Source organism: Curtobacterium sp. 1310, assembly GCF_017834105.1.
Classification (GTDB): Bacteria; Actinomycetota; Actinomycetes; order Actinomycetales; family Microbacteriaceae; genus Curtobacterium.
Window position 1 is genome coordinate 364,233 of record NZ_JAFICY010000001.1, and the last position, 18,608, is coordinate 382,840.

Below are 18,608 nucleotides of genomic sequence, written 5' to 3' on the forward strand. Positions count from 1 at the left end.
GATCCGGTTGCGGTGCACGGACCGGGCGGCGCGGCTTGGTGACGTCACAGGGGTTCTTCCGGTAGACCGGGTGCATGGCAGACTCCATCCCTCACGTCCTCGTCCTCGGCGGCGGCTCCGCCGGCTACACCACGGTCAAGCAGCTCCAGAAGCACGCCGCGACCGTGCCGATGCGGATCACGCTGGTGGACCAGAACACGTACTACACGTACCTGCCGTTCCTGCCGGAGGTCGCGGGCGGGCACATCGCCCCGAAGGACGTCACCTTCGAGCTCCGTCGCGCGCTGAAGAAGACCCGCGTCATCCAGGGCAAGGTCACCGGCATCTCGTCGAAGGACAAGACCGTGTCCATCGCCACGGCCGGCGGCGACGACCGCACGCTCGGCTACGACCAGCTCGTCGTCGCGCTCGGCTCGGTGACCCGCACGTTCCCGACCCCCGGGCTCGAGGAGTACGGCGTCGGCTTCAAGACCGTGGAGGAGGCCGCCTACGTCCGCGCGAAGCTCCTCGACAACATCGCGAAGGCCGCTGCCACCCGTGACGAGGACGAGCGTCGCCGTCTGCTGACGAGCATCTTCGTCGGCGGTGGCTACACCGGCGTCGAGGCGATCGGTGAGCTCTTCGACGTCTCGCAGGCCGCCATCAAGACCTACCCGTCGCTCGCCGGTGAGCAGCCGCGCTGGGTGCTCATCGACGCGCTCGACCGCGTCGCGCCCGAGGTGGGCCCGGAGCTCTCGAAGTGGACCCTCGAGTCGCTCCGTGCCCGCGGCATCGACGTCCGTCTGAAGACCACCATGCCGAGCGCCGAGGGCGGGGTCGTCAAGCTCTCCGACGGCGACGAGTTCGCCACCGGGCTGCTCGTCTGGACCGCCGGCGTCAAGCCGAACCCGCTCCTCGACGCCACGGACCTGCCGCGTGGTCCGAAGGGCCACCTCGCTGCGAACGCGAAGCTCCAGGTCGAAGCCGAGGACACGCACGAGGTCGTCCCGGGTGTCTGGGGCCTCGGCGACGTCGCGCAGGTCCCCGACCTGACCGCCGAGAAGCAGCCGGCGTACTACCCGCCGAACGCGCAGAACGCCGTCCGCCAGGCCGTCGTCGCCGCGGACAACGTGGTCGCCACGATCACGGGCAAGCCGCTCGAGGAGTACCGCCACCCGTCGATCGGCACCGTCGCCTCGTACGGCGTCGGCAAGGGCGCCGGCAACATCAAGGGCGTCAAGATGACGAACCTGCTCGCCTGGCTCGCGCACCGCTCGTACCACGTGTACGCGATGCCGACGCTGAACCGGAAGGTCCGCATCGTCATCGGCTGGATCACCGGTGCGGTGTCCGGCCGCGACGCGACCAGCCTCATCAAGGAGACCGACCCGCGACGCAACTTCGTCGAGGCCTCCAAGAGCTGACACAGGTCGACGTCACCTCGTGACGGACGGACGGACGGGAGGCGCGGTGCCGGTGGGCACCGCGCCTCCCGTCCGTTCGCCGGTCCGTCGTCGACGGTCCCGGTCGTTCTGCTCAGATCGCGCGGTCCTGGATCGCCTCGCACGGCACCGAGGCGAGCGTGGGCTCCACGAACGAGAGGAGCGCCCATGCGTGCCATGACCTACCGCGGACCGTACCGGGTCCGTGTCGAGGAGAAGCCCGATCCCCGGATCGAGCACCCGAACGACGCCGTCGTCCGGGTCGAACGGGCCGCGATCTGCGGTTCCGACCTGCACCTGTACCACGGCATGATGCCCGACACCCGCGTCGGGCACACCTTCGGCCACGAGTTCATCGGCGTGGTCGAGGAGGTCGGTTCGTCGGTGGCGTCACTCGCCGTCGGCGACCGCGTGATGGTGCCCTTCAACGTCTACTGCGGCTCCTGCTGGTTCTGCGCGAGGGGGCTGTTCTCGAACTGCCACAACGTGAACCCGAACGCGACGGCCGTCGGCGGCATCTACGGGTACTCGCACACCACGGGCGGCTACGACGGCGGGCAGGCGGAGCGCGTCCGCGTACCGTTCGCCGACGTCGGCCCGTCCGTCATCCCGGAGTGGCTGGACGCCGAGGACGCCCTCCTGATGACCGATGCCCTGAGCACGGGCTACTTCGGCGCACAGCTCGCCTCGATCCGCGAGGGCGACACCGTGGTGGTGCTGGGCGCCGGCCCGGTCGGGCTGTTCGCTGCTCGGTCGGCGTGGTTCATGGGTGCCGGCCGCGTGATCGTCATCGACCAGCTGGAGTACCGGCTCGAGAAGGCGCGCACCTTCGCCCACGCCGAGACCATCAACTTCGCCGAGGTCGACGACGTCGTGCTCGAGATGAAGCAGCAGACCGACTTCCTCGGAGCGGACAGCGTGATCGACGCCGTCGGTGCCGAGGCGGACGGCAACTTCACCCAGCAGGTCACGGCGTCGAAGCTCAAGCTGCAGGGCGGGTCACCGACGGCGCTCAACTGGGCGATCGACGGTGTGCGCAAGGGCGGGACGATCTCCGCCGTCGGCGCGTACGGACCGATCCCGAGCGCGGTGAAGTTCGGCGACGCCATGAACAAGGGCCTGACGATCCACACGAACCAGGCGCCGGTCAAGCGCCAGTGGCCCCGGCTGCTCGAGCACATCCAGGCCGGACACTTCCGTCCGAGCGACATCATCACGCACCGGGTCCCGCTCGAGCACATCGACGAGGCCTACCACCTGTTCTCGGCGAAGCTCGACGACTGCATCAAGACGGTGATCGTGCCGTGAAGGAGACACCCGTGACCGACCACACGCCCTACATCGCCGACCCGCCCCGACGTGTGCCTCCGTCGGCGGAGCTCCGTGAGCGCATCCCCGGGTGGGGGAGCGACCTCGACCCGGCCGACCGTCCGTCGGTGCCGAAGCTCTCCCGCGAGGTCGGACTCGCCTCGGGTGCCCACTGGGACGTCCCCGAGCCACAGCCCGGCGGCGAGGGCCGCGAGCGGTCGATCGAGCACGCCCACGTCACGCCCGTGTTCGGGACGGCGCAACCGCTGTCCGGGCTCGCCGGGGTCGTGAAGCGGTACGCCTACGCCCGGTACAGCGAGGGACGGCTGGCGCACTGGCTGCTCCTCGTGCTGGGCGACCGGATCGACGTGGCCACCCACCGGGTGACGGACGCACTCCGCGGCCGACCGGACCGGGTCGTGCACGAGACCGGGTGGCGCGCCGAGCTCGGCAACCGGCTCGTCTCGACGCGTCTGGGCTCCTCGCGACGGGACGGGCGCCACCAGCTGCTCGACCCGGTCGTGGCGAACTGGGGCTGGCTCGCCGCCCTCGGCGGCCTGGTGCTGGTCGTGCGTCGCCTGCGGCGTCACTGAGACGCGGGGCGGAGGCCCTCGCGCCGCGCGCCTCCTGCGACAACGCGCTCGTCGTTCGACAGCGGTGATGTCGCACGATGCGCGTGCAACGGGTCATCGGCCCGCGATGCTCGCCGGGCGAGCACGGACGAGAAGAGCCCCCTGGCCGACAGGCCAGGGGGCTCTTCTCTTCTTGTGTCCGAGGGGGGACTTGAACCCCCACGCCCTAATACGGGCACTAGCACCTCAAGCTAGCGCGTCTACCAATTCCGCCACCCGGACAGGGTGTTCTGCACTTGTTCGGCTGTCGTTCCGGGCTGTTTTCCCGGGGTTCCTGCCGAGAGAAGACACTAGCACGGCTCTGAACGCACGATGAACACGGGCGCGCATCCCGGGCGAGTCCCCCGGAACGACGGGCGAGCAGGGGGCGTACGCGGGTGCGTCGCGGGCTGCCGGTAGCGTTGGTGGCATGAGCGACGCCCAGCCGACCGAGCCGGACCTCGAGGCCACCGCCGCCATCGCGCGGGACCTCATCCGCATCGACACCACGAACTGGGGCGAGGGCAGGTCGGTCGGCGAGACCGAGGCGGCGCTGTACGTGGAGGCGGAGCTGCGCGACCTGGGCTTCGCGCCGCAGCTCTTCGAGTCGGAGCCGGGCCGGGTGAGCGTCGTCGCCCGTGTGGCGGGGCGGAACGCCGACAAGCCGGGGCTCGTCGTGCACGGGCACCTCGACGTGGTGCCGGCCGACCCCGCGAACTGGACGGTGGACCCGTTCGGCGGCGAGGTGCGCGACGGCATGCTCTGGGGCCGCGGCGCGGTCGACATGAAGAACATGGACGCGATGATGCTGACGGCGTTGCGCGACGTGGTCGAAGGTCAGGGCGCACCCGAGCGTGACCTCGTCATCGGGTTCTTCGCGGACGAGGAGGCCGGCGGGGTGCTCGGCGCCCACCACGTCGTCGACACGCACCCGGAGGTCTTCGCCGGCGCGACCGAGGCGATCAGCGAGGTCGGCGGGTACTCGGTGACCCTCGGCGGGCAGCGGGCCTACCTGCTGCAGACCGGCGAGAAGGCCCTGATGTGGATCAAGCTCGTCGCGCGGGGCACCGCGGCGCACGGCTCGCACGTGATGCGGGACAACGCGGTGACCAAGGTGGCCGCCGCGGTGGCGCGCATCGGAGCGGAGGAGTGGCCGGTCCGGCTCTCCGGCACCACCGAGGCGATGGTCCGCGAGATCGCGCGGCTCCTCGGCGTCGACCCCGTGACGACCGGGCCGGACGAGGTCGCCCTCGCGACCGGGTCCGCCTCGCGCTTCATCCACGCGGCGCTGCACACGACGACCAACCCGACGGTCCTCCGCGCCGGGTACAAGCACAACGTGATCCCGGACGCTGCCGAGGCCCTCGTCGACCTCCGCTGCCTGCCGGGCGACGAGGAGACCGTGCTCGAGCGGGTCCGGGAACTCGCGGGCGACGACGTCGAGGTCGTGATGACGCACCGGGACGTCGGCCTCGAGCAGGACTTCGGCGGACCCCTCGTCGACGCCGTGCGCGGGACGCTCGAGCGCCACGACCCCGGGGCGCCCGTGCTGCCCTACCTGCTGTCCGGCGGCACCGACAACAAGGCGATGTCGCGGCTCGGGATCGCCGGGTACGGGTTCGTCCCGCTGCAGCTGCCGGAGGACGTCGACTTCCCGGCGATGTTCCACGGCGTCGACGAGCGCGTGCCCCTCGACGCCCTCGCCTTCGGGCGGCGCGTCCTCGGCGACCTGCTCGCCACGTACTGATACATTGCCGGGTCGCCCCTCGGCGGCGACCCGCGACGACCGGCACGAAAGGCCCCGCTCGATGCACATCCTCGAGGCGATCTTCCTCGGCTTCGTGCAGGGACTCACCGAGTTCCTGCCCGTGTCCTCCAGCGCGCACCTGCGCATCGTCGGGCTCTTCCTGCCCGATGCGAAGGACCCGGGTGCTGCGTTCACCGCGGTGACGCAGCTCGGCACCGAGACGGCCGTGCTGATCTACTTCTGGAAGGACATCACCCGGATCGTCGGGCGGTGGTTCCGCTCGGTCGTCCGGCGCGACGTGCCGAAGGGCGACCCGGACGTGCGGCTCGGGTGGCTGGTGATCCTCGGCACGATCCCGATCGGGGTCGCCGGACTCCTGCTCAAGGACTCCATCGAGACCACGTTCCGGTCGCTCTGGATCGTGGCGATCGTGCTCATCGTCTTCGGCGTCGTGCTCGGCGTGCTCGACGTCGTCGGGCGCAAGGTCCGTCCGATCGAGCAGATGACGTTCCGGAACGGCCTGCTCATCGGCGTCGCCCAGATGCTGGCGCTCGTCCCGGGCGTCTCGCGCTCCGGCGCCACGGTGTCGATGGGACTCGCCCTCGGCTACACCCGACCGGCCGCGGCGCGCTTCGCGTTCCTGCTCGCCGTCCCCGCGGTCTTCCTGTCCGGCTTCTACGAGGCCGCGACGAGCCTCGGCGACCACGGCGCGCCCTTCGGTCTCGTCGACACGCTGGTGGCGACCGTCGTCGCGTTCGTCGTCGGGTTCGTCGTCATCGCCGCGTTCATGAACTACATCTCGAAGCGCAGCTTCATGCCCTTCGTGGTCTACCGGATCGCACTCGGTATCGTGCTCATCGTGTTGCTGTCGCTCGGAGTGATCCAGCCGTGAGGGCCTGGCAGGTCCCGTCCGTCCCGTCCGTCCCCGGTGACGCGCCCCGACCCGTGGTGCACGACACCGCGGCCGGGCGGCCCGTGGACCCGACCCACGGCGCGGAGGGCGCGACGCTCTACGTGTGCGGCATCACGCCGTACGACGCCACCCACCTCGGCCACGCGGCGACCTACCTGGCGTTCGACACGCTCGGTCGCGCCTGGCGGGACGCGGGGCTCGAGGTCGAGTACGCGCAGAACACCACCGACGTCGACGACCCGCTGCTCGAGCGCGCCGAGCGGGACGGCATCGACTGGCGCGAGCTCGCCGCCTCGCAGATCGACCTGTTCCGCCGCGACATGGAGGCACTCCGCGTCCTGCCGCCGGACGACTTCGTCGCGGTGACCGACGAGGTCGAGCGCATCGCCGAGGCCGTCGCGTACCTGCAGGAGACCGGGTACGCCTACGACGTGCCGACCGACGACTCCGAGGGCGACGACGTCTACTTCGACGTGAACCGCCCCACCGAGGCGTGGACGCTCGGCGACGAGAGCCGCCTGGACCGCGAGACGATGCTCGTGCTGTCGGCTGAGCGGGGCGGGGACCCGGACCGCGCCGGCAAGCGCGACCCGCTCGACCCGCTGCTCTGGCGTGCCGAGCGCGCCGGGGAGCCGAGCTGGGACACCGAGCTGGGCCCGGGACGACCCGGCTGGCACATCGAGTGCAGCGTGATCGCGGGCGACAAGCTCGGCCTGCCGATCAGCGTGCAGGGCGGCGGCAGCGACCTCGTCTTCCCGCACCACGAGATGAGCGCCGGGCACGCCGCCGCACTCGCGCACCAGCCGCTCGCCAACGCCTTCGTGCACACCGGGATGATCGCCTACCAGGGGTCGAAGATCTCGAAGTCGCTCGGCAACCTCGTCACCGTGCGCGGCCTGCTCGACGACGGCGCCGACCCGAGGGCCGTCCGGCTCGCGCTGCTGTCGCACCGGTACTCGGACGACTGGGAGTGGTTCGACGGCGAACTGACGAGCGCGACCACACGGCTCGCGACGTGGGACGCCTGGGCGTCCGGTGACGCTCCGGGTCACGAGGACGACGCCGCCGACGCGATCGCCCGCATCCGCGCGCGTGTCGCCGACGACCTCGACACACCGGGTGCGGTCGCCGCGGTCGACACCGCGATCGCCGCGGGGACCCGCGCGACACCGGAGCTCGTCGACCTCGTCGACGCCCTGCTCGGCATCCGCCTGGCCTGAGACCGGGGGCTCGGGCAGGCGCTCTCCCGGTCGCGCGACGTGCCGCCGGTGGCCGTCGCGGTCGCACGACGTGCCGCTCACCCCAGAGGTGAGCGGCACGTCGTGCGACCGGAGCGCGTGCCGACGACGGGACGGACGGGAGGCGCGGTGCCAGCCGGCACCGCGCCTCCCGTCCGTCCCGTGGTCGCGACTACTGCTGCGGCGGCTGCGGGGGCCGCCACGGACCCTCGCCGCCGGCAGTGCCGCCGTCCTTGCCGTCCTTGCGCTCGCGCCGGCGGAGGTACTGCTCGAACTCCTGCGCGATCGCGTCCCCCGACGCCTCGGGGGAGTCGACCGTGTCGCGGGCCTGCTCGAGCTGGCCGATGTAGCTCGCCATGTCCTCGTCGTCGGCGGCGAGGGCGTCGATGCCCTCCTCCCACTCGGTGGCCTCGTCGAGCAGGCTGCCCCGCGGGACCGTGACGTCGGCGAGCTCCTCGATCTTGTCGAGGAGGGACAGGGTGGCCTTCGGCGACGGCGAGTTGTGCACGTAGTGGGGGACCGAGGCCCACAGGGAGAGCGTGGTGAGCCCCGCGGTGTCCATCGCGTCGGAGAGCACGCCGAGGATGCCGGTCGGTCCCTCGTACGTCGACCGGTCGACGTCGAACGCCGCACGGACACCGGCGTTCTCGCTCGACACGAACACCGAGATCGGTCGGGTGTGCGGGACGTCCGCCAGCATCGCGCCGACGAGCACCACCGCGTCGATCGAGTACACGTCGGCGAGGTCGATGACCTCCGCACAGAACCCCCGCCAGGTCCGGGACGGCTCCGGCCCGACCAGGACGAACACGTCGCGTTCGGTCTCGGAACCGGCCGCGCCGATGACCGGACGCCCCTCGGCGCCGGGCCCGTGCAGGACGATGCGGGGCCAGCGGATGGCTCGGGAACCGTCCTCCGCGGTGCCGACCTCCGGCCGGTTGAACTGGTAGTCGACGTACCGCTCGCCGTCGATCTCGCGCAGCTCGTCGAGTTCCAGCGCGTCGACGATCCGGCGGGCGAGGCCGCTCGCAGCCTCGCCGGCGTCGTTCCAGCCCTCGAAGGCGACGACGAGCAGCCGGCCGTCGCTGAAGGGGGAGTGCTGTGGCACGGAGGGGCCTCCTGGTGGTGGAGCGGGGCGCGCACGGTGATCGCGCGCGGCCGGACACGGTCGATCACCCAGGATATGCCGGAGCCGCCCGCGGGCACCCCTCCGTCCGCCCCGAGCGGAACCGCGGCGCCGGTCGGTGCCCCGGTAGACTCGTCGCCCGTGACCGCCCAGCACCCCGAACGCGTCCTCCCCGCAGCCGTGCTGTGGGACATGGACGGCACGATCATCGACACCGAACCGATCTGGCAGCAGTCCCAGGTCGAGCTGACCGACCGGTACGGCGCCGAGTGGACCCACGAGGACGGCCTCTCCCTGGTCGGGAGCGGGCTCGAGCGGTCGGGTGAGATCCTCCGCGACCGGGGCGTCGACATGGAGGTCGAGGAGATCGTCCTGTGGATGACCGACTACGTGACGCAGCGCCTGCAGGGCGGTGAGCTCCCCTGGCGTCCCGGCGCCCGCGAACTCGTCGAGGAGCTGCACGACCGCGGCATCCCGACCGCGCTGGTGACGATGTCCCGCCGCACGATGGCGCTCGTCACCGCCGACGCCCTCGGTGCCCGCGGCTTCCGCGTGGTCGTCGCCGGCGACGACGTCGACCGTCCGAAGCCCCACCCGGACGCCTACCTGGCCGCGGCGGCGCAGCTCGGGGTCGACCCCACCGCGTGCATCGCGATCGAGGACTCGGCCACCGGGGTCGCCTCGGCCGTGGCCTCCGGCGCCGTCACCGTCGCGGTCGAGCACATCGTGCCGCTGTCCGAGATCGCCGGTGGCGACGTGCACCTGACGACGCTGGCGGACGTGGACGTCGACCGCCTCGTCGAACTGACCAGCCCGGCCCTCGCGGCCCGTACCGAGACGGCGAGCCGATGACCGAGCAGACCCAGCAGCCCTCGCAGGACGACGTCGTCGCCCTGCCGCACACCGCCGGTGGCGCCCCGCACACCCCGCCGCGCGGTCCGTTCCGCGCCGGTGACCGCGTGCAGCTCACCGGCCCGAAGGGCAAGCTCACGACGCTCTCGCTCGAGACCGCCGGCGAGTACCACACCCACCGCGGCGTGCTCCGGCACGACGACGTGATCGGGCAGCCCGACGGCTCCGTGATCCGGGCGAGCACCGGCGACGAGTACCTCGCGCTCCGGCCGCTCCTCAACGACTACGTGATGTCGATGCCCCGGGGCGCGGCCATCGTCTACCCGAAGGACGCCGCCCAGATCGTCGCCTTCGCGGACGTCTTCCCGGGCGCCCGGGTCGTCGAGGCCGGCGTCGGCTCGGGAGCACTCTCGCTCTTCCTGCTCCGGGCGATCGGTCCGACCGGCCGGCTGCAGTCGTTCGAGCGCCGCGAGGAGTTCGCCGCCATCGCGCGCGGCAACGTCGGCACGTTCCTCGGCGCCGTGCCGGACAACTGGTCGGTGACCGTCGGCGACCTCGTCGAGGAGCTCCCCGGCGCCACCGGACCGCAGAGCATCGACCGCGTGGTCCTCGACATGCTCGCGCCGTGGGAGTGCGTCGACGCCGCGGCGGACGCGCTCGTCCCCGGCGGGCTCGTCGTCTGCTACGTGGCGACCGTCACGCAGCTGTCCCGCACGGCCGAGGCGCTGCGGGACACCGGGCGCTTCACGGACCCGCAGTCGAGCGAGACCCTCGTGCGCACCTGGCACGTGGAGGGTCTCGCCGTCCGTCCGGACCACCGGATGGTCGGCCACACCGGGTTCCTCGTGACCGCCCGACGCCTCGCCGACGGCGTCGTGCTGCCGAACCTGAAGCGTCGTGCAGGCAAGGCCGAGTTCTCGGACGAGGACGTCGAGGCCTGGACCCCCGGCGCCGTCGGCGAGCGGTCCGCCAGCGACAAGAAGCTCCGGAAGGTCGCCCGTCAGGCAGCGGCCCAGGCCCGCAGGGTCGCCGCTGCCGAGGCCGGGACGGACGCGCAGGGGATCGCGCACGGCGGCGCCGAAGGCACCCCGGATGCCTCGCACGATGCCGCCGACGGCGACCGCTAGGCTACGCATGCCCGTCCAGCACCGAACGGAAAGAGGGTCCGTGCGCACCATCCCCGCACTCCTGGTCACCATCGGCCTCGCCGCGTCCCTGACGGGGTGCGCCGCCAGCGGGGCCGGTACGACCGCGTCCTCCTGCCCGGCTCCCGGTGCCGCATCGGCAGCGGTGACGGCGTCCGGTGCGTTCGGCAAGGAGCCGAAGGTGTCGGTGCCGTCCGGGCTGACCACGACGGACACGCAGGTGTCGGTCCTGCGCTCCGGCGACGGCCGCCAGATCGAGGAGGGGACGCCGGTCCTCGTCGAGTACACCCTCGTCGACGGCAGCACCGGTCAGGTCGCGCAGACCAGCGGGTACTCCGGGCAGACCGCGCCGATCACCGCGGGCGCTGCGAACTACGGCCCCCTGGGCACCGCGCTCGAGTGCGCCCACGTGGGCGACCGGCTCGCCGTCGCCCTGCCGAAGAGCGAGCTGAGCGGGAGCGCGACCGCCGCGTCCGGCACGTCACGCAAGGCCGAGGACGCCGTGATCGCGGTCATGGACGTCAAGCAGGCCTTCGACGCCCGGGCGACCGGCACGCCGCAGCTCGCCGGCGACGGCATGCCCGCCGTCGTCCTCGCGCCGTCGGGTGCGCCCGGCATCACGATCCCGTCGTGGAGCGCCCCGGAGGACGACGCGCTGCACCTGCTCCGCAAGGGGTCCGGGGCGGAGCTCACCGCGAAGGACACCGCGGTCATCAAGTACACGGCCGTCTCGTGGGCCGGCAGCAACGGCGACTCGTCCGTCGTCGGCTCGAGCTGGACCGACGGTTCGGGCGCACAGGCGATCCCGCTCGCGAAGGGCCAGGTCATCGACGGCGTGCGGAACGCCGTCCTCGGCCACCGTGTCGGCGACCAGGTCCTGGCGATCGTGCACCAGCAGGACGGCACCACCGCGTACGTCATCGACGTGCTCGGGAAGATGCCCGCCTGACCCTCGACGGTCCGTCCACCGACCGCGCGCGGGTGCACTCCGGTGCACCCGCGCTGCCGTAGGATCGGGCTCGTGCCAGCCACCCGAGCCCCCCGCGTCCCCGCCGAGGAGCGGCTCTTCAGCCTGGTGCTCGCGCTGCTCTCGACCGAGGCCGGGCTGACCAAGGCGGAGATCCTGGCCAACGTGCAGGGCTACCGGCAGCGCTACACGTCCGGTGGGGACAACGCGTCGCTCGAGCGGCAGTTCGAGCGCGACAAGGACGACGTCCGCGACCTCGGCATCCCGCTCGAGACGATCGAGACGCCCGGTGCCGCCGGCAACAACCAGACGCTCCGGTACCGCATCCCGAAGGGCGAGTACGACCTGCCGCTCGACGTCCGCTTCACCCCGGACGAGTCCGCGCTGCTGTCGCTCGCGGCGATGGCCTGGCGCGAGGGCGCACTGTCCACCGACTCACGACGGGCGCTGCTGAAGGTCCGGTCCGCCGGTGCCGACGACGGTGGGACGACCACGGCGCAGGGCGTCGCCGGCATGGCCGCCTACTCGCCCCGGCTCCGCGCCCGTGACACCGCGTTCGAGCCCCTGCGTTCAGCGCTCGACCGTGGCGCCGCCGTGCGCTTCGACTACATCACGCCGGGCGAGCACGCGCCCCGCCGACGTGACCTCGCACCGCTCGCGCTCGTGCAGCACGGCGGTCGCTGGATGCTCGCAGCGCACGAGTTCTCCACCGGCGGCACGAAGAACTACCTGCTCTCGCGGATCGTCGGGCCGGTCAGCGTGCACCAGGTCGGGCAGCACCCCGCTCCCGCCGGCGCCGCCGAACGTGCCCTGACCGAGCTGGACCGGGTGTGGGCCGAACGGACGGCGCGGATCGCGGTCGTGCCCGGTTCCGATGCCGAGCGCCGGCTCCAGCGTCGACGCGGCACCGAGGTCGACGACGACGGCGTGCTCGTCGTGCACCACGTCGACCCGCAGATCCTCGCCGAGGAACTGGCGGCCTTCGGTCCCGAGGTCCGGGTGCTCGAGCCCGCCGCGGTCCGCGAGCTCGTGGTCGCCCGCCTGCGCGCCCTCGTCGCCGACCACGCGGAGGCCGGCCGAGCCGACGCAGACCGGACCACCGACGCCGACCAGACCGCCGACGCCGGAGGTACCCGTGCCTGACCAGCGACCGCTCCAGGCACAGGACAAGCTCGCGTTCCTGCTCGTCCTCGTGCCGTACCTCATCGACCACGAGCGCGTGTCCGTGGCCGAGGCCGCACGGCACTTCGGCGTCCCCGAGCAGCGCATCCGCCGTGCGGTCGAGCTCATCGCGGTGTCCGGGGTGCCCGGCGAGACGATGCAGTACCAGCACGGTGACCTGTTCGACATCGCCTGGGACGACTTCGAGCAGAACGACATGATCGTGCTGACGAACCTCGTGGCGATCGACGACTCGCCCCGGCTGTCGGCGCGTGAGGCCTCGGCCCTGATCGCCGGCCTGCAGTACCTGTCCGCGCTGCCCGAGGCCGCCGACCGGGACGCGATCCGGTCCCTCATGGCGAAGCTCTCCCGCGGTGCCGGGGGAGCGGCGTCGAACGTCGCGGTCGGTCAGGACCTGCACGACGCGGCGCTCGCCACCATCCGCCGTGCCGTCGCCGACGGTCGCGGTCTGGCGTTCGAGTACGCCGGGCCGCGCACCCGCGGCGGGACCCGCCGTGTCGACCCGCTCCGCGTCGAGTCGATCGACACCGACTGGTACCTGCGTGCCTGGGACCTCGACCGGCAGGCGCTCCGGACCTTCCGGCTCGACCGGATGACGAGCGTGCGCGTGGACGACCGCCCGGCCGAGAAGACCATCGGCGACGTCGTGATCCCGGACACGCTCTTCCAGCAGTCCGGCGGCGACGTCATCGTCACGGTGGAGCTCGACTGCTCGGCGCTGCCCCTCGTCGCGGACTTCCTGGCGGACACCGCCGACGCCGAGGACGCAGACGGCCGCGTCCGCATCCGGCTCGCGGCATCGAACGGCTTCGACGGGGTCGTCCGGCTGGTGGCCGGACTGCCGGGCCGAGCGGTCGTCCTCGACCCGCCGGCGGCCCGTGCCGCCGTCCGCGCGTTCGCCGAAGCAGCCCTGGCCGCCGAGTAGCGCGCGCACCGCGCCCGCCCCTCACCCTGACGGACGGGAGGCACGGGGCGGGCCCGCCGTGCGCCTCCCGTCCGGTCGTCCGCCTGTGGGTCCGCCGCCGACGGCCCGACTGTCGGCCCCGGTCCCGTAGGATCGGGCCATGGCTTCGACGACCGCGAGCGGGCGAGCGAGGCGACCAGGCCGTCCGGAGAAGGACACCGAGGGTCGCATGTCGCTCGGGCAGCACCTGATCGAGCTGCGGAACCGTCTCTTCAAGGCCGTCGTCGCGGTCGCGCTCTGCGCGGTCGGCGGGTGGTTCCTCACCCCGTTCGTGCTCGATGCCCTGCGGCAGCCGGTCACCCAGCTGGCCGAGGTCGGCGGCCACACGGCTGAGCTGAACTTCCCCCAGATCACCGGCGCGTTCGACCTGCGACTGCAGATCGCGATCACGATCGGTGTCGTCATCTCGAGCCCCGTCTGGCTCTACCAGGTCTGGGCGTTCATCGTCCCGGCGCTGGTGCGGCGCGAGAAGCAGTACGTGTTCGGGTTCCTGGGCACCGCGATCCCGCTGTTCTTCGCGGGCTGCTGGTTCGGCTGGTACGTCCTGCCGCACATCGTCGGGATCCTGGGCAGCTTCGTGTCGGCGCAGGACACGTCGATCGTCGACGCCAAGGCGTACTACGACTTCGTCATCAAGCTCATCGTCGCCGTGGGCATCGCGTTCGTGCTGCCGGTGTTCCTCGTGCTGCTGAACTTCGTCGGGGTGCTGTCGGCCAGCTCGATCATCAGGTCGTGGCGCGTCGCGATCGTGTGCATCCTGGTGTTCTGCGCGATCGTGACCCCGTCGGCCGACGTCATCTCGATGTTCCTGCTGGCGATCCCGATGACGGTGCTCTACGCAGCAGCGTGTCTCGTGACCTGGCTCCACGACCGCAGGCTGGCGAAGCAGCAGGCGAAGCTCGACGAGGAGTACGCACGCTGATGACCGCCGGACCCACTGCCGCCGAGCGCTACCAGGCGGCGAAGGTCCGGAACCGCTCGCGCAACCTCGAGCTGTTCCGTTCCGATCTGCGCTTCGACCTCGACCCGTTCCAGGTCGCCGGCTGCGACGCACTCGACCAGGGCCGGAGCGTCCTCGTCGCCGCACCGACCGGTGCCGGCAAGACGATCGTCGCCGAGTTCGCGATCTGGCTCGCGATGCGGCAGCCCACCGCGAAGGTCTTCTACACGACGCCGATGAAGGCGCTGAGCAACCAGAAGTACAACGAGCTCGTGGCCGACTACGGCGAGTCCGAGGTCGGGCTCCTCACCGGCGACACGAACGTCAACCCGCGGGCCCGTGTCGTCGTGATGACGACCGAGGTGCTCCGCAACATGATCTACGCGGACTCCGACCTGCTCGACGACCTGGCGTGGGTCGTCCTCGACGAGGTCCACTACCTGGCGGACCGGTTCCGGGGAGCGGTGTGGGAAGAGGTGATCCTGCACCTGCCGACCGAGGTCCGGCTCGTCTCCCTCAGCGCGACGGTGTCCAACGCCGAGGAGTTCGGCGACTGGCTGCAGACCGTCCGCGGCGACACCGACGTCATCGTGTCCGAGGACCGGCCGGTCCCGCTCGAGCAGCACGTGCTCGTCGGCTCGAAGATGGTCGACCTGTTCGACTCGAGCGGTGCGGCGGCCACGAACCGGGTGAACCCGGAGCTGCTCCGACTCGTCGGCGGCGCCTCGCGCAGCGAGCGGCACGGCGGCGGCCACCGTGGTCGTCGCGGACGCGGCGGCTACCCCGAGCGCCGGGGCCCTCGTACCGAGAAGATGTACCGCGAGCAGATCGCGAAGGTGCTCGACGAGCGGATGCTCCTGCCGGCGATCTTCTTCGTGTTCAGCCGCAACGGCTGCGACCAGGGCGTCCGTCAGGTCCTCCGGTCCGGCATCTCGCTGACGACCGCCGACGAGCGCAACGAGATCCGCGAGACGGCCGAGTACCACTGCCGGACCCTGCTCGACGAGGACCTCGCGGTGCTCGGCTACTGGGAGTGGCTCGAGGGCCTCGAGCGCGGTGTGGCCGCACACCACGCCGGCCTGCTGCCCGCGTTCAAGGAGGTCGTCGAGGACCTCTTCCAGCGCAAGCTCCTCAAGGTCGTGTTCGCGACCGAGACCCTGGCGCTCGGCGTGAACATGCCGGCCCGGACGGTCGTGCTCGAGAAGCTCGAGAAGTTCAACGGCGAGGCCCGGGTGCCGATCACGCCGGGGGAGTACACGCAGCTCACCGGTCGCGCCGGACGCCGTGGCATCGACGTCGAGGGCCACTCGGTCATCCAGTGGTCGGACGGCCTCGACCCGCAGGCCGTCGCGTCGCTGGCGAGCCGTCGCACGTACCCGCTCAACTCGTCGTTCAAGCCCACGTACAACATGGCCGTGAACCTCATCGAGCAGTTCGGTCGGCAGCGGACGCGCGAGGTCCTCGAGACCTCGTTCGCGCAGTTCCAGGCGGACCGTTCCGTCGTCGACCTCGCACGCAAGGTCCGGTCGCAGCAGGAGTCCCTCGACGGCTACCAGCGCGCGATGCAGTGCCACCTCGGCGACTTCACCGAGTACGCCGCGCTCCGCCGTCGCCTGTCGGACCTCGAGCGCACGAACGTCCCCGGCGGTCGCGAGGCCTCGCACGGCGCCCGGCAGGAGCGCCAGGCGGCGATCACCGAGGTCCGTCGGCAGATGCAGCGCCACCCCTGCCACGCGTGCCCGGACCGCGAGGCGCACGCCCGCTGGGCCGAGCGCTGGTACAAGCTCAAGCGCGCCAACGACAAGCTCGTCCAGCAGATCCGCTCCCGCACGGGTGCCGTCGCGACGACGTTCGACCGGGTCACCGACGTGCTCCTGCAGCTCGGCTACCTGGTCGCCACCGGGGACGACGAAGCGACCGTCGCCGCGGGCGGACGTCGCCTGCAGCGGATCTACGGTGAGCGCGACCTGCTCGTGGCCGAGTGCCTCGAGGCCGGCGTCTGGAAGGAACTGACCCCGGCGCAGCTCGCCGCCATGGCCGCCACCATCGTGTACCAGCCCCGGCGCGAGGACGCCCCGGGGACCGAGCACGCCCTGCCCCGCGGAGCCTTCCGGCCGGCGCTCGACGAGACGCTGACCATCTGGGCGCGGCTCGACGACATCGAGCGCGATGCGCGGCTCGCCGGTTCGCAGCCGCCGACCCCGGCGATGTCGGTCGGCATGTTCCGCTGGGCGTCCGGCTCCGCGCTCGACGACGTGCTCCGGACCCTGGACATGCCCGCTGGCGACTTCGTGCGCTGGTCGAAGCAGGTCATCGACCTGCTGGACCAGGTCCGGAACGCCGGCGACGAGGAGCTCGCCCAGACCGCGCGACGGGCGACGGACGCGGTGCGCCGCGGCATCGTCGCCTACGCGACGGTCTGACGGGAGGCCCGGTGCACGTCCCCGACGCGGCCACGCGCCCGCAGACCGGCGCTTCCACCACGGGACGCCGCGTCGTCCGCGCCGCCTCGCGGGCGTCGACGGTGTCCCCGACCGGGACCGGGATCCTGCCGGACGGGCGGCGCGACGAGTTCGCCGCGCTGCCGCTGCGCCTCGCGTTCCCGCTCGCGGTCGTCGGCGGCCTGCTCTTCGCCCTGTCGTTCCCGTCCCCGGGCTGGTGGTTCCTCGCCTACCCGGCGATGGCCTGCATGCTGCTCGCCGCGATGGGGCAGCGCGCCCGACGTGCAGCCTGGCTCGGGTACGTGGCCGGCGCGGCCTTCTGGCTGCCCGCGATCTCCTGGGCCGGGCGGTACCTCGGTCCGGTCCCGTGGCTGGCGCTCGCGCTGTTCGAGGCCGCGTACTTCGCCCTCGGCAGCGTGGCGATCGCCCTTGCGTACCGCTGGGTCGCGCGCGTCCTGCCGTCGACCGCCTGGCGGGTGTGGGGCCTCCCGGCCGTCGTCGCCGGACTCTGGACCGGACGCGAGTGGTTCTCCGGCAGCTGGCCGTACGAGGGCTTCGCGTGGGGACGCGTCGGGCTGTCCCAGTCGCAGGGACCCTTCACGCACCTCGCGGCGTACGTGGGCGTGCTCGGCGTGACGTTCGTCGTCGTCTACTGCGTCGCGGTCGTGCTGTCGCTCGCGCTCGTCGTGCCTCGCACACCCGGCTCGGTCGTCGCCGCGTCCACGCGCGTCGCCACCGCCGGGCTCCTGGTCGCCGTGGTCCTGGCCGTGCCCGCCTGGCCCACCCGCGTCGACGGCAGCATCCGTGTCGAGGCCGTGCAGGGCAACGGTCCGGCCGGGTACTTCGACCGCGCCCAGCCGGGCGAGGTCCTGGCCGCGCAGGTCGCCGCGACCGACGTCGAGGCGCGCGGTGTCGACCTGGTCGTCTGGCCCGAGGCTGCCGCCGAGGCCGACCCGCGGCGCTTCCCGGCCGTCGCAGGCGCCCTCGACTCCGTGGTCGACACGGTCGGGGCGCCGATGGTCGCCGGGGCGATCACGCAGACACCGTCCGGCGTCCTGCACAACACGTCGTTCGTGTGGACCGCCGACGGCTGGCAGTCGTCCTACGACAAGAAACGTCCGGTCCCCTTCGGCGAGTACGTGCCCGACCGCTGGTTCTTCTCGAAGCTCGCGCCGTCGCTCATCGGGCTGCTGCAGCGCGACTACACGCCGGGCACCAGGCCGAACGTGCTCTATGTCGCCGGCATCAGGGCGGGGATCGCGGTCTGCTTCGACATCGTCGACGACGGACTCACGTCCGACATGGCTCGCGGGGGAGCGCAGGTCATCCTCGCGCAGACGAACAACGCCGACTTCTCCGGGACCGACGAGAACCTGCAGCAGCTCGAGATCGCCCGGCTCCGGGCGGTCGAGACCGGTCGCTCGCTCGTCAACATCTCGACGGTCGGTGCGTCCCAGGTCATCGACCCGTCGGGGCGGACCATCGACCGCGTCCCCGAGTACACGGCGACCTCGATGGTCACGGACGTGCCGCTCGGCACCGGGACGACCCCCGCCACGATCGTCTCCGGGTCGGTCACCCTCCTGGTGTCGCTCGGGGCCCTCCTCGCCCTGCTCGCGTGCGCACCGTGGGGCCGTCGATCGACACGGTCGCTCCGCCGCGATTCCTGAACACCGCCACCTCCCACTGGGAACGCTCTGTGAATGCGCCCAGTCGGGATGCATCCCGCGTGGGACAGTGTTGAGGAGGGCAG

At 72.0% G+C, this 18,608-nt stretch carries 15 protein-coding genes and 1 tRNA gene; 14 read left to right on the forward strand and 2 right to left on the reverse strand.

The annotated features are described in order from the left end of the window. The first annotated feature begins 74 nt into the window (after window positions 1-74). The 3 genes from JOD95_RS01635 to JOD95_RS01645 all read left to right on the forward strand — a co-directional run bounded on the left by JOD95_RS01635 (window position 75) and on the right by JOD95_RS01645 (window position 3,322). A complete protein-coding gene (locus JOD95_RS01635; RefSeq protein WP_209682536.1) occupies window positions 75-1,403 on the forward strand; it encodes an NAD(P)/FAD-dependent oxidoreductase in 1,329 nt (442 codons plus the stop codon). Window positions 1,404-1,589: 186 nt separating this feature from the next. Next, a complete protein-coding gene (locus tag JOD95_RS01640; protein ID WP_209682538.1) occupies window positions 1,590-2,729 on the forward strand; it encodes a zinc-dependent alcohol dehydrogenase in 1,140 nt (379 codons plus the stop codon). Between the two features lie 11 nt (window positions 2,730-2,740). Beyond that, window positions 2,741-3,322, forward strand: coding sequence for a hypothetical protein (locus tag JOD95_RS01645; protein ID WP_245171069.1), 582 nt, complete (start codon window positions 2,741-2,743; stop codon window positions 3,320-3,322). 175 nt (window positions 3,323-3,497) lie between these two features. On the opposite strand, the gene JOD95_RS01650 is transcribed toward JOD95_RS01645, so the two are convergent. Beyond that, window positions 3,498-3,583 (reverse strand) — tRNA-Leu (locus JOD95_RS01650). 187 nt (window positions 3,584-3,770) lie between these two features. On the opposite strand from JOD95_RS01650, the gene JOD95_RS01655 reads away from it, so the two are divergent. From JOD95_RS01655 to mshC, 3 genes are all read left to right on the forward strand, one after another. After that, window positions 3,771-5,087: a M20/M25/M40 family metallo-hydrolase gene (locus JOD95_RS01655; RefSeq protein ID WP_209682541.1), complete on the forward strand. Its 1,317-nt coding sequence runs from the start codon at window positions 3,771-3,773 to the stop codon at window positions 5,085-5,087. Between the two features lie 61 nt (window positions 5,088-5,148). Continuing rightward, window positions 5,149-5,979 (forward strand): undecaprenyl-diphosphate phosphatase, encoded by an 831-nt coding sequence (locus JOD95_RS01660; protein ID WP_209682544.1) that lies wholly within the window; start codon window positions 5,149-5,151, stop codon window positions 5,977-5,979. After that, entirely contained in the window at window positions 5,976-7,220 is a 1,245-nt protein-coding gene (gene mshC, locus JOD95_RS01665) for a cysteine--1-D-myo-inosityl 2-amino-2-deoxy-alpha-D-glucopyranoside ligase (protein ID WP_209682547.1), read from the forward strand. The genes JOD95_RS01660 and mshC overlap by 4 nt, the downstream gene beginning before the upstream one ends. A gap of 190 nt (window positions 7,221-7,410) precedes the next feature. Here mshC and JOD95_RS01670 read toward each other — a convergent pair whose 3' ends face one another. Continuing rightward, a complete protein-coding gene (locus JOD95_RS01670) occupies window positions 7,411-8,346 on the reverse strand; it encodes a proteasome assembly chaperone family protein (RefSeq protein WP_209682550.1) in 936 nt (311 codons plus the stop codon). Window positions 8,347-8,505: 159 nt separating this feature from the next. Between JOD95_RS01670 and JOD95_RS01675 the strand changes: the two genes are divergently transcribed. The 8 genes from JOD95_RS01675 to lnt all read left to right on the forward strand — a co-directional run bounded on the left by JOD95_RS01675 (window position 8,506) and on the right by lnt (window position 18,525). Next, window positions 8,506-9,216: an HAD family phosphatase gene (locus tag JOD95_RS01675; protein ID WP_251155500.1), complete on the forward strand. Its 711-nt coding sequence runs from the start codon at window positions 8,506-8,508 to the stop codon at window positions 9,214-9,216. Then, window positions 9,213-10,343, forward strand: coding sequence for a tRNA (adenine-N1)-methyltransferase (locus JOD95_RS01680; RefSeq protein WP_066654362.1), 1,131 nt, complete (start codon window positions 9,213-9,215; stop codon window positions 10,341-10,343). Before JOD95_RS01675 ends, JOD95_RS01680 begins: the two co-directional genes overlap by 4 nt. 40 nt (window positions 10,344-10,383) lie before the next feature. Further along, a complete protein-coding gene (locus JOD95_RS01685; protein ID WP_209682553.1) occupies window positions 10,384-11,310 on the forward strand; it encodes an FKBP-type peptidyl-prolyl cis-trans isomerase in 927 nt (308 codons plus the stop codon). Between the two features lie 72 nt (window positions 11,311-11,382). Beyond that, window positions 11,383-12,471 (forward strand): YafY family protein, encoded by a 1,089-nt coding sequence (locus JOD95_RS01690; RefSeq protein ID WP_209682555.1) that lies wholly within the window; start codon window positions 11,383-11,385, stop codon window positions 12,469-12,471. Continuing rightward, a complete protein-coding gene (locus tag JOD95_RS16795; protein ID WP_209682558.1) occupies window positions 12,464-13,435 on the forward strand; it encodes a YafY family protein in 972 nt (323 codons plus the stop codon). The genes JOD95_RS01690 and JOD95_RS16795 overlap by 8 nt, the downstream gene beginning before the upstream one ends. 208 nt (window positions 13,436-13,643) lie before the next feature. Next, window positions 13,644-14,396, forward strand: coding sequence for a twin-arginine translocase subunit TatC (tatC, locus tag JOD95_RS01700; RefSeq protein ID WP_066654351.1), 753 nt, complete (start codon window positions 13,644-13,646; stop codon window positions 14,394-14,396). Further along, window positions 14,396-16,837: an RNA helicase gene (locus JOD95_RS01705; protein WP_066654346.1), complete on the forward strand. Its 2,442-nt coding sequence runs from the start codon at window positions 14,396-14,398 to the stop codon at window positions 16,835-16,837. Before tatC ends, JOD95_RS01705 begins: the two co-directional genes overlap by 1 nt. Before the next feature lie 11 nt (window positions 16,838-16,848). After that, window positions 16,849-18,525: an apolipoprotein N-acyltransferase gene (lnt, locus tag JOD95_RS01710; protein WP_307810343.1), complete on the forward strand. Its 1,677-nt coding sequence runs from the start codon at window positions 16,849-16,851 to the stop codon at window positions 18,523-18,525. Window positions 18,526-18,608: the final 83 nt, after the last annotated feature.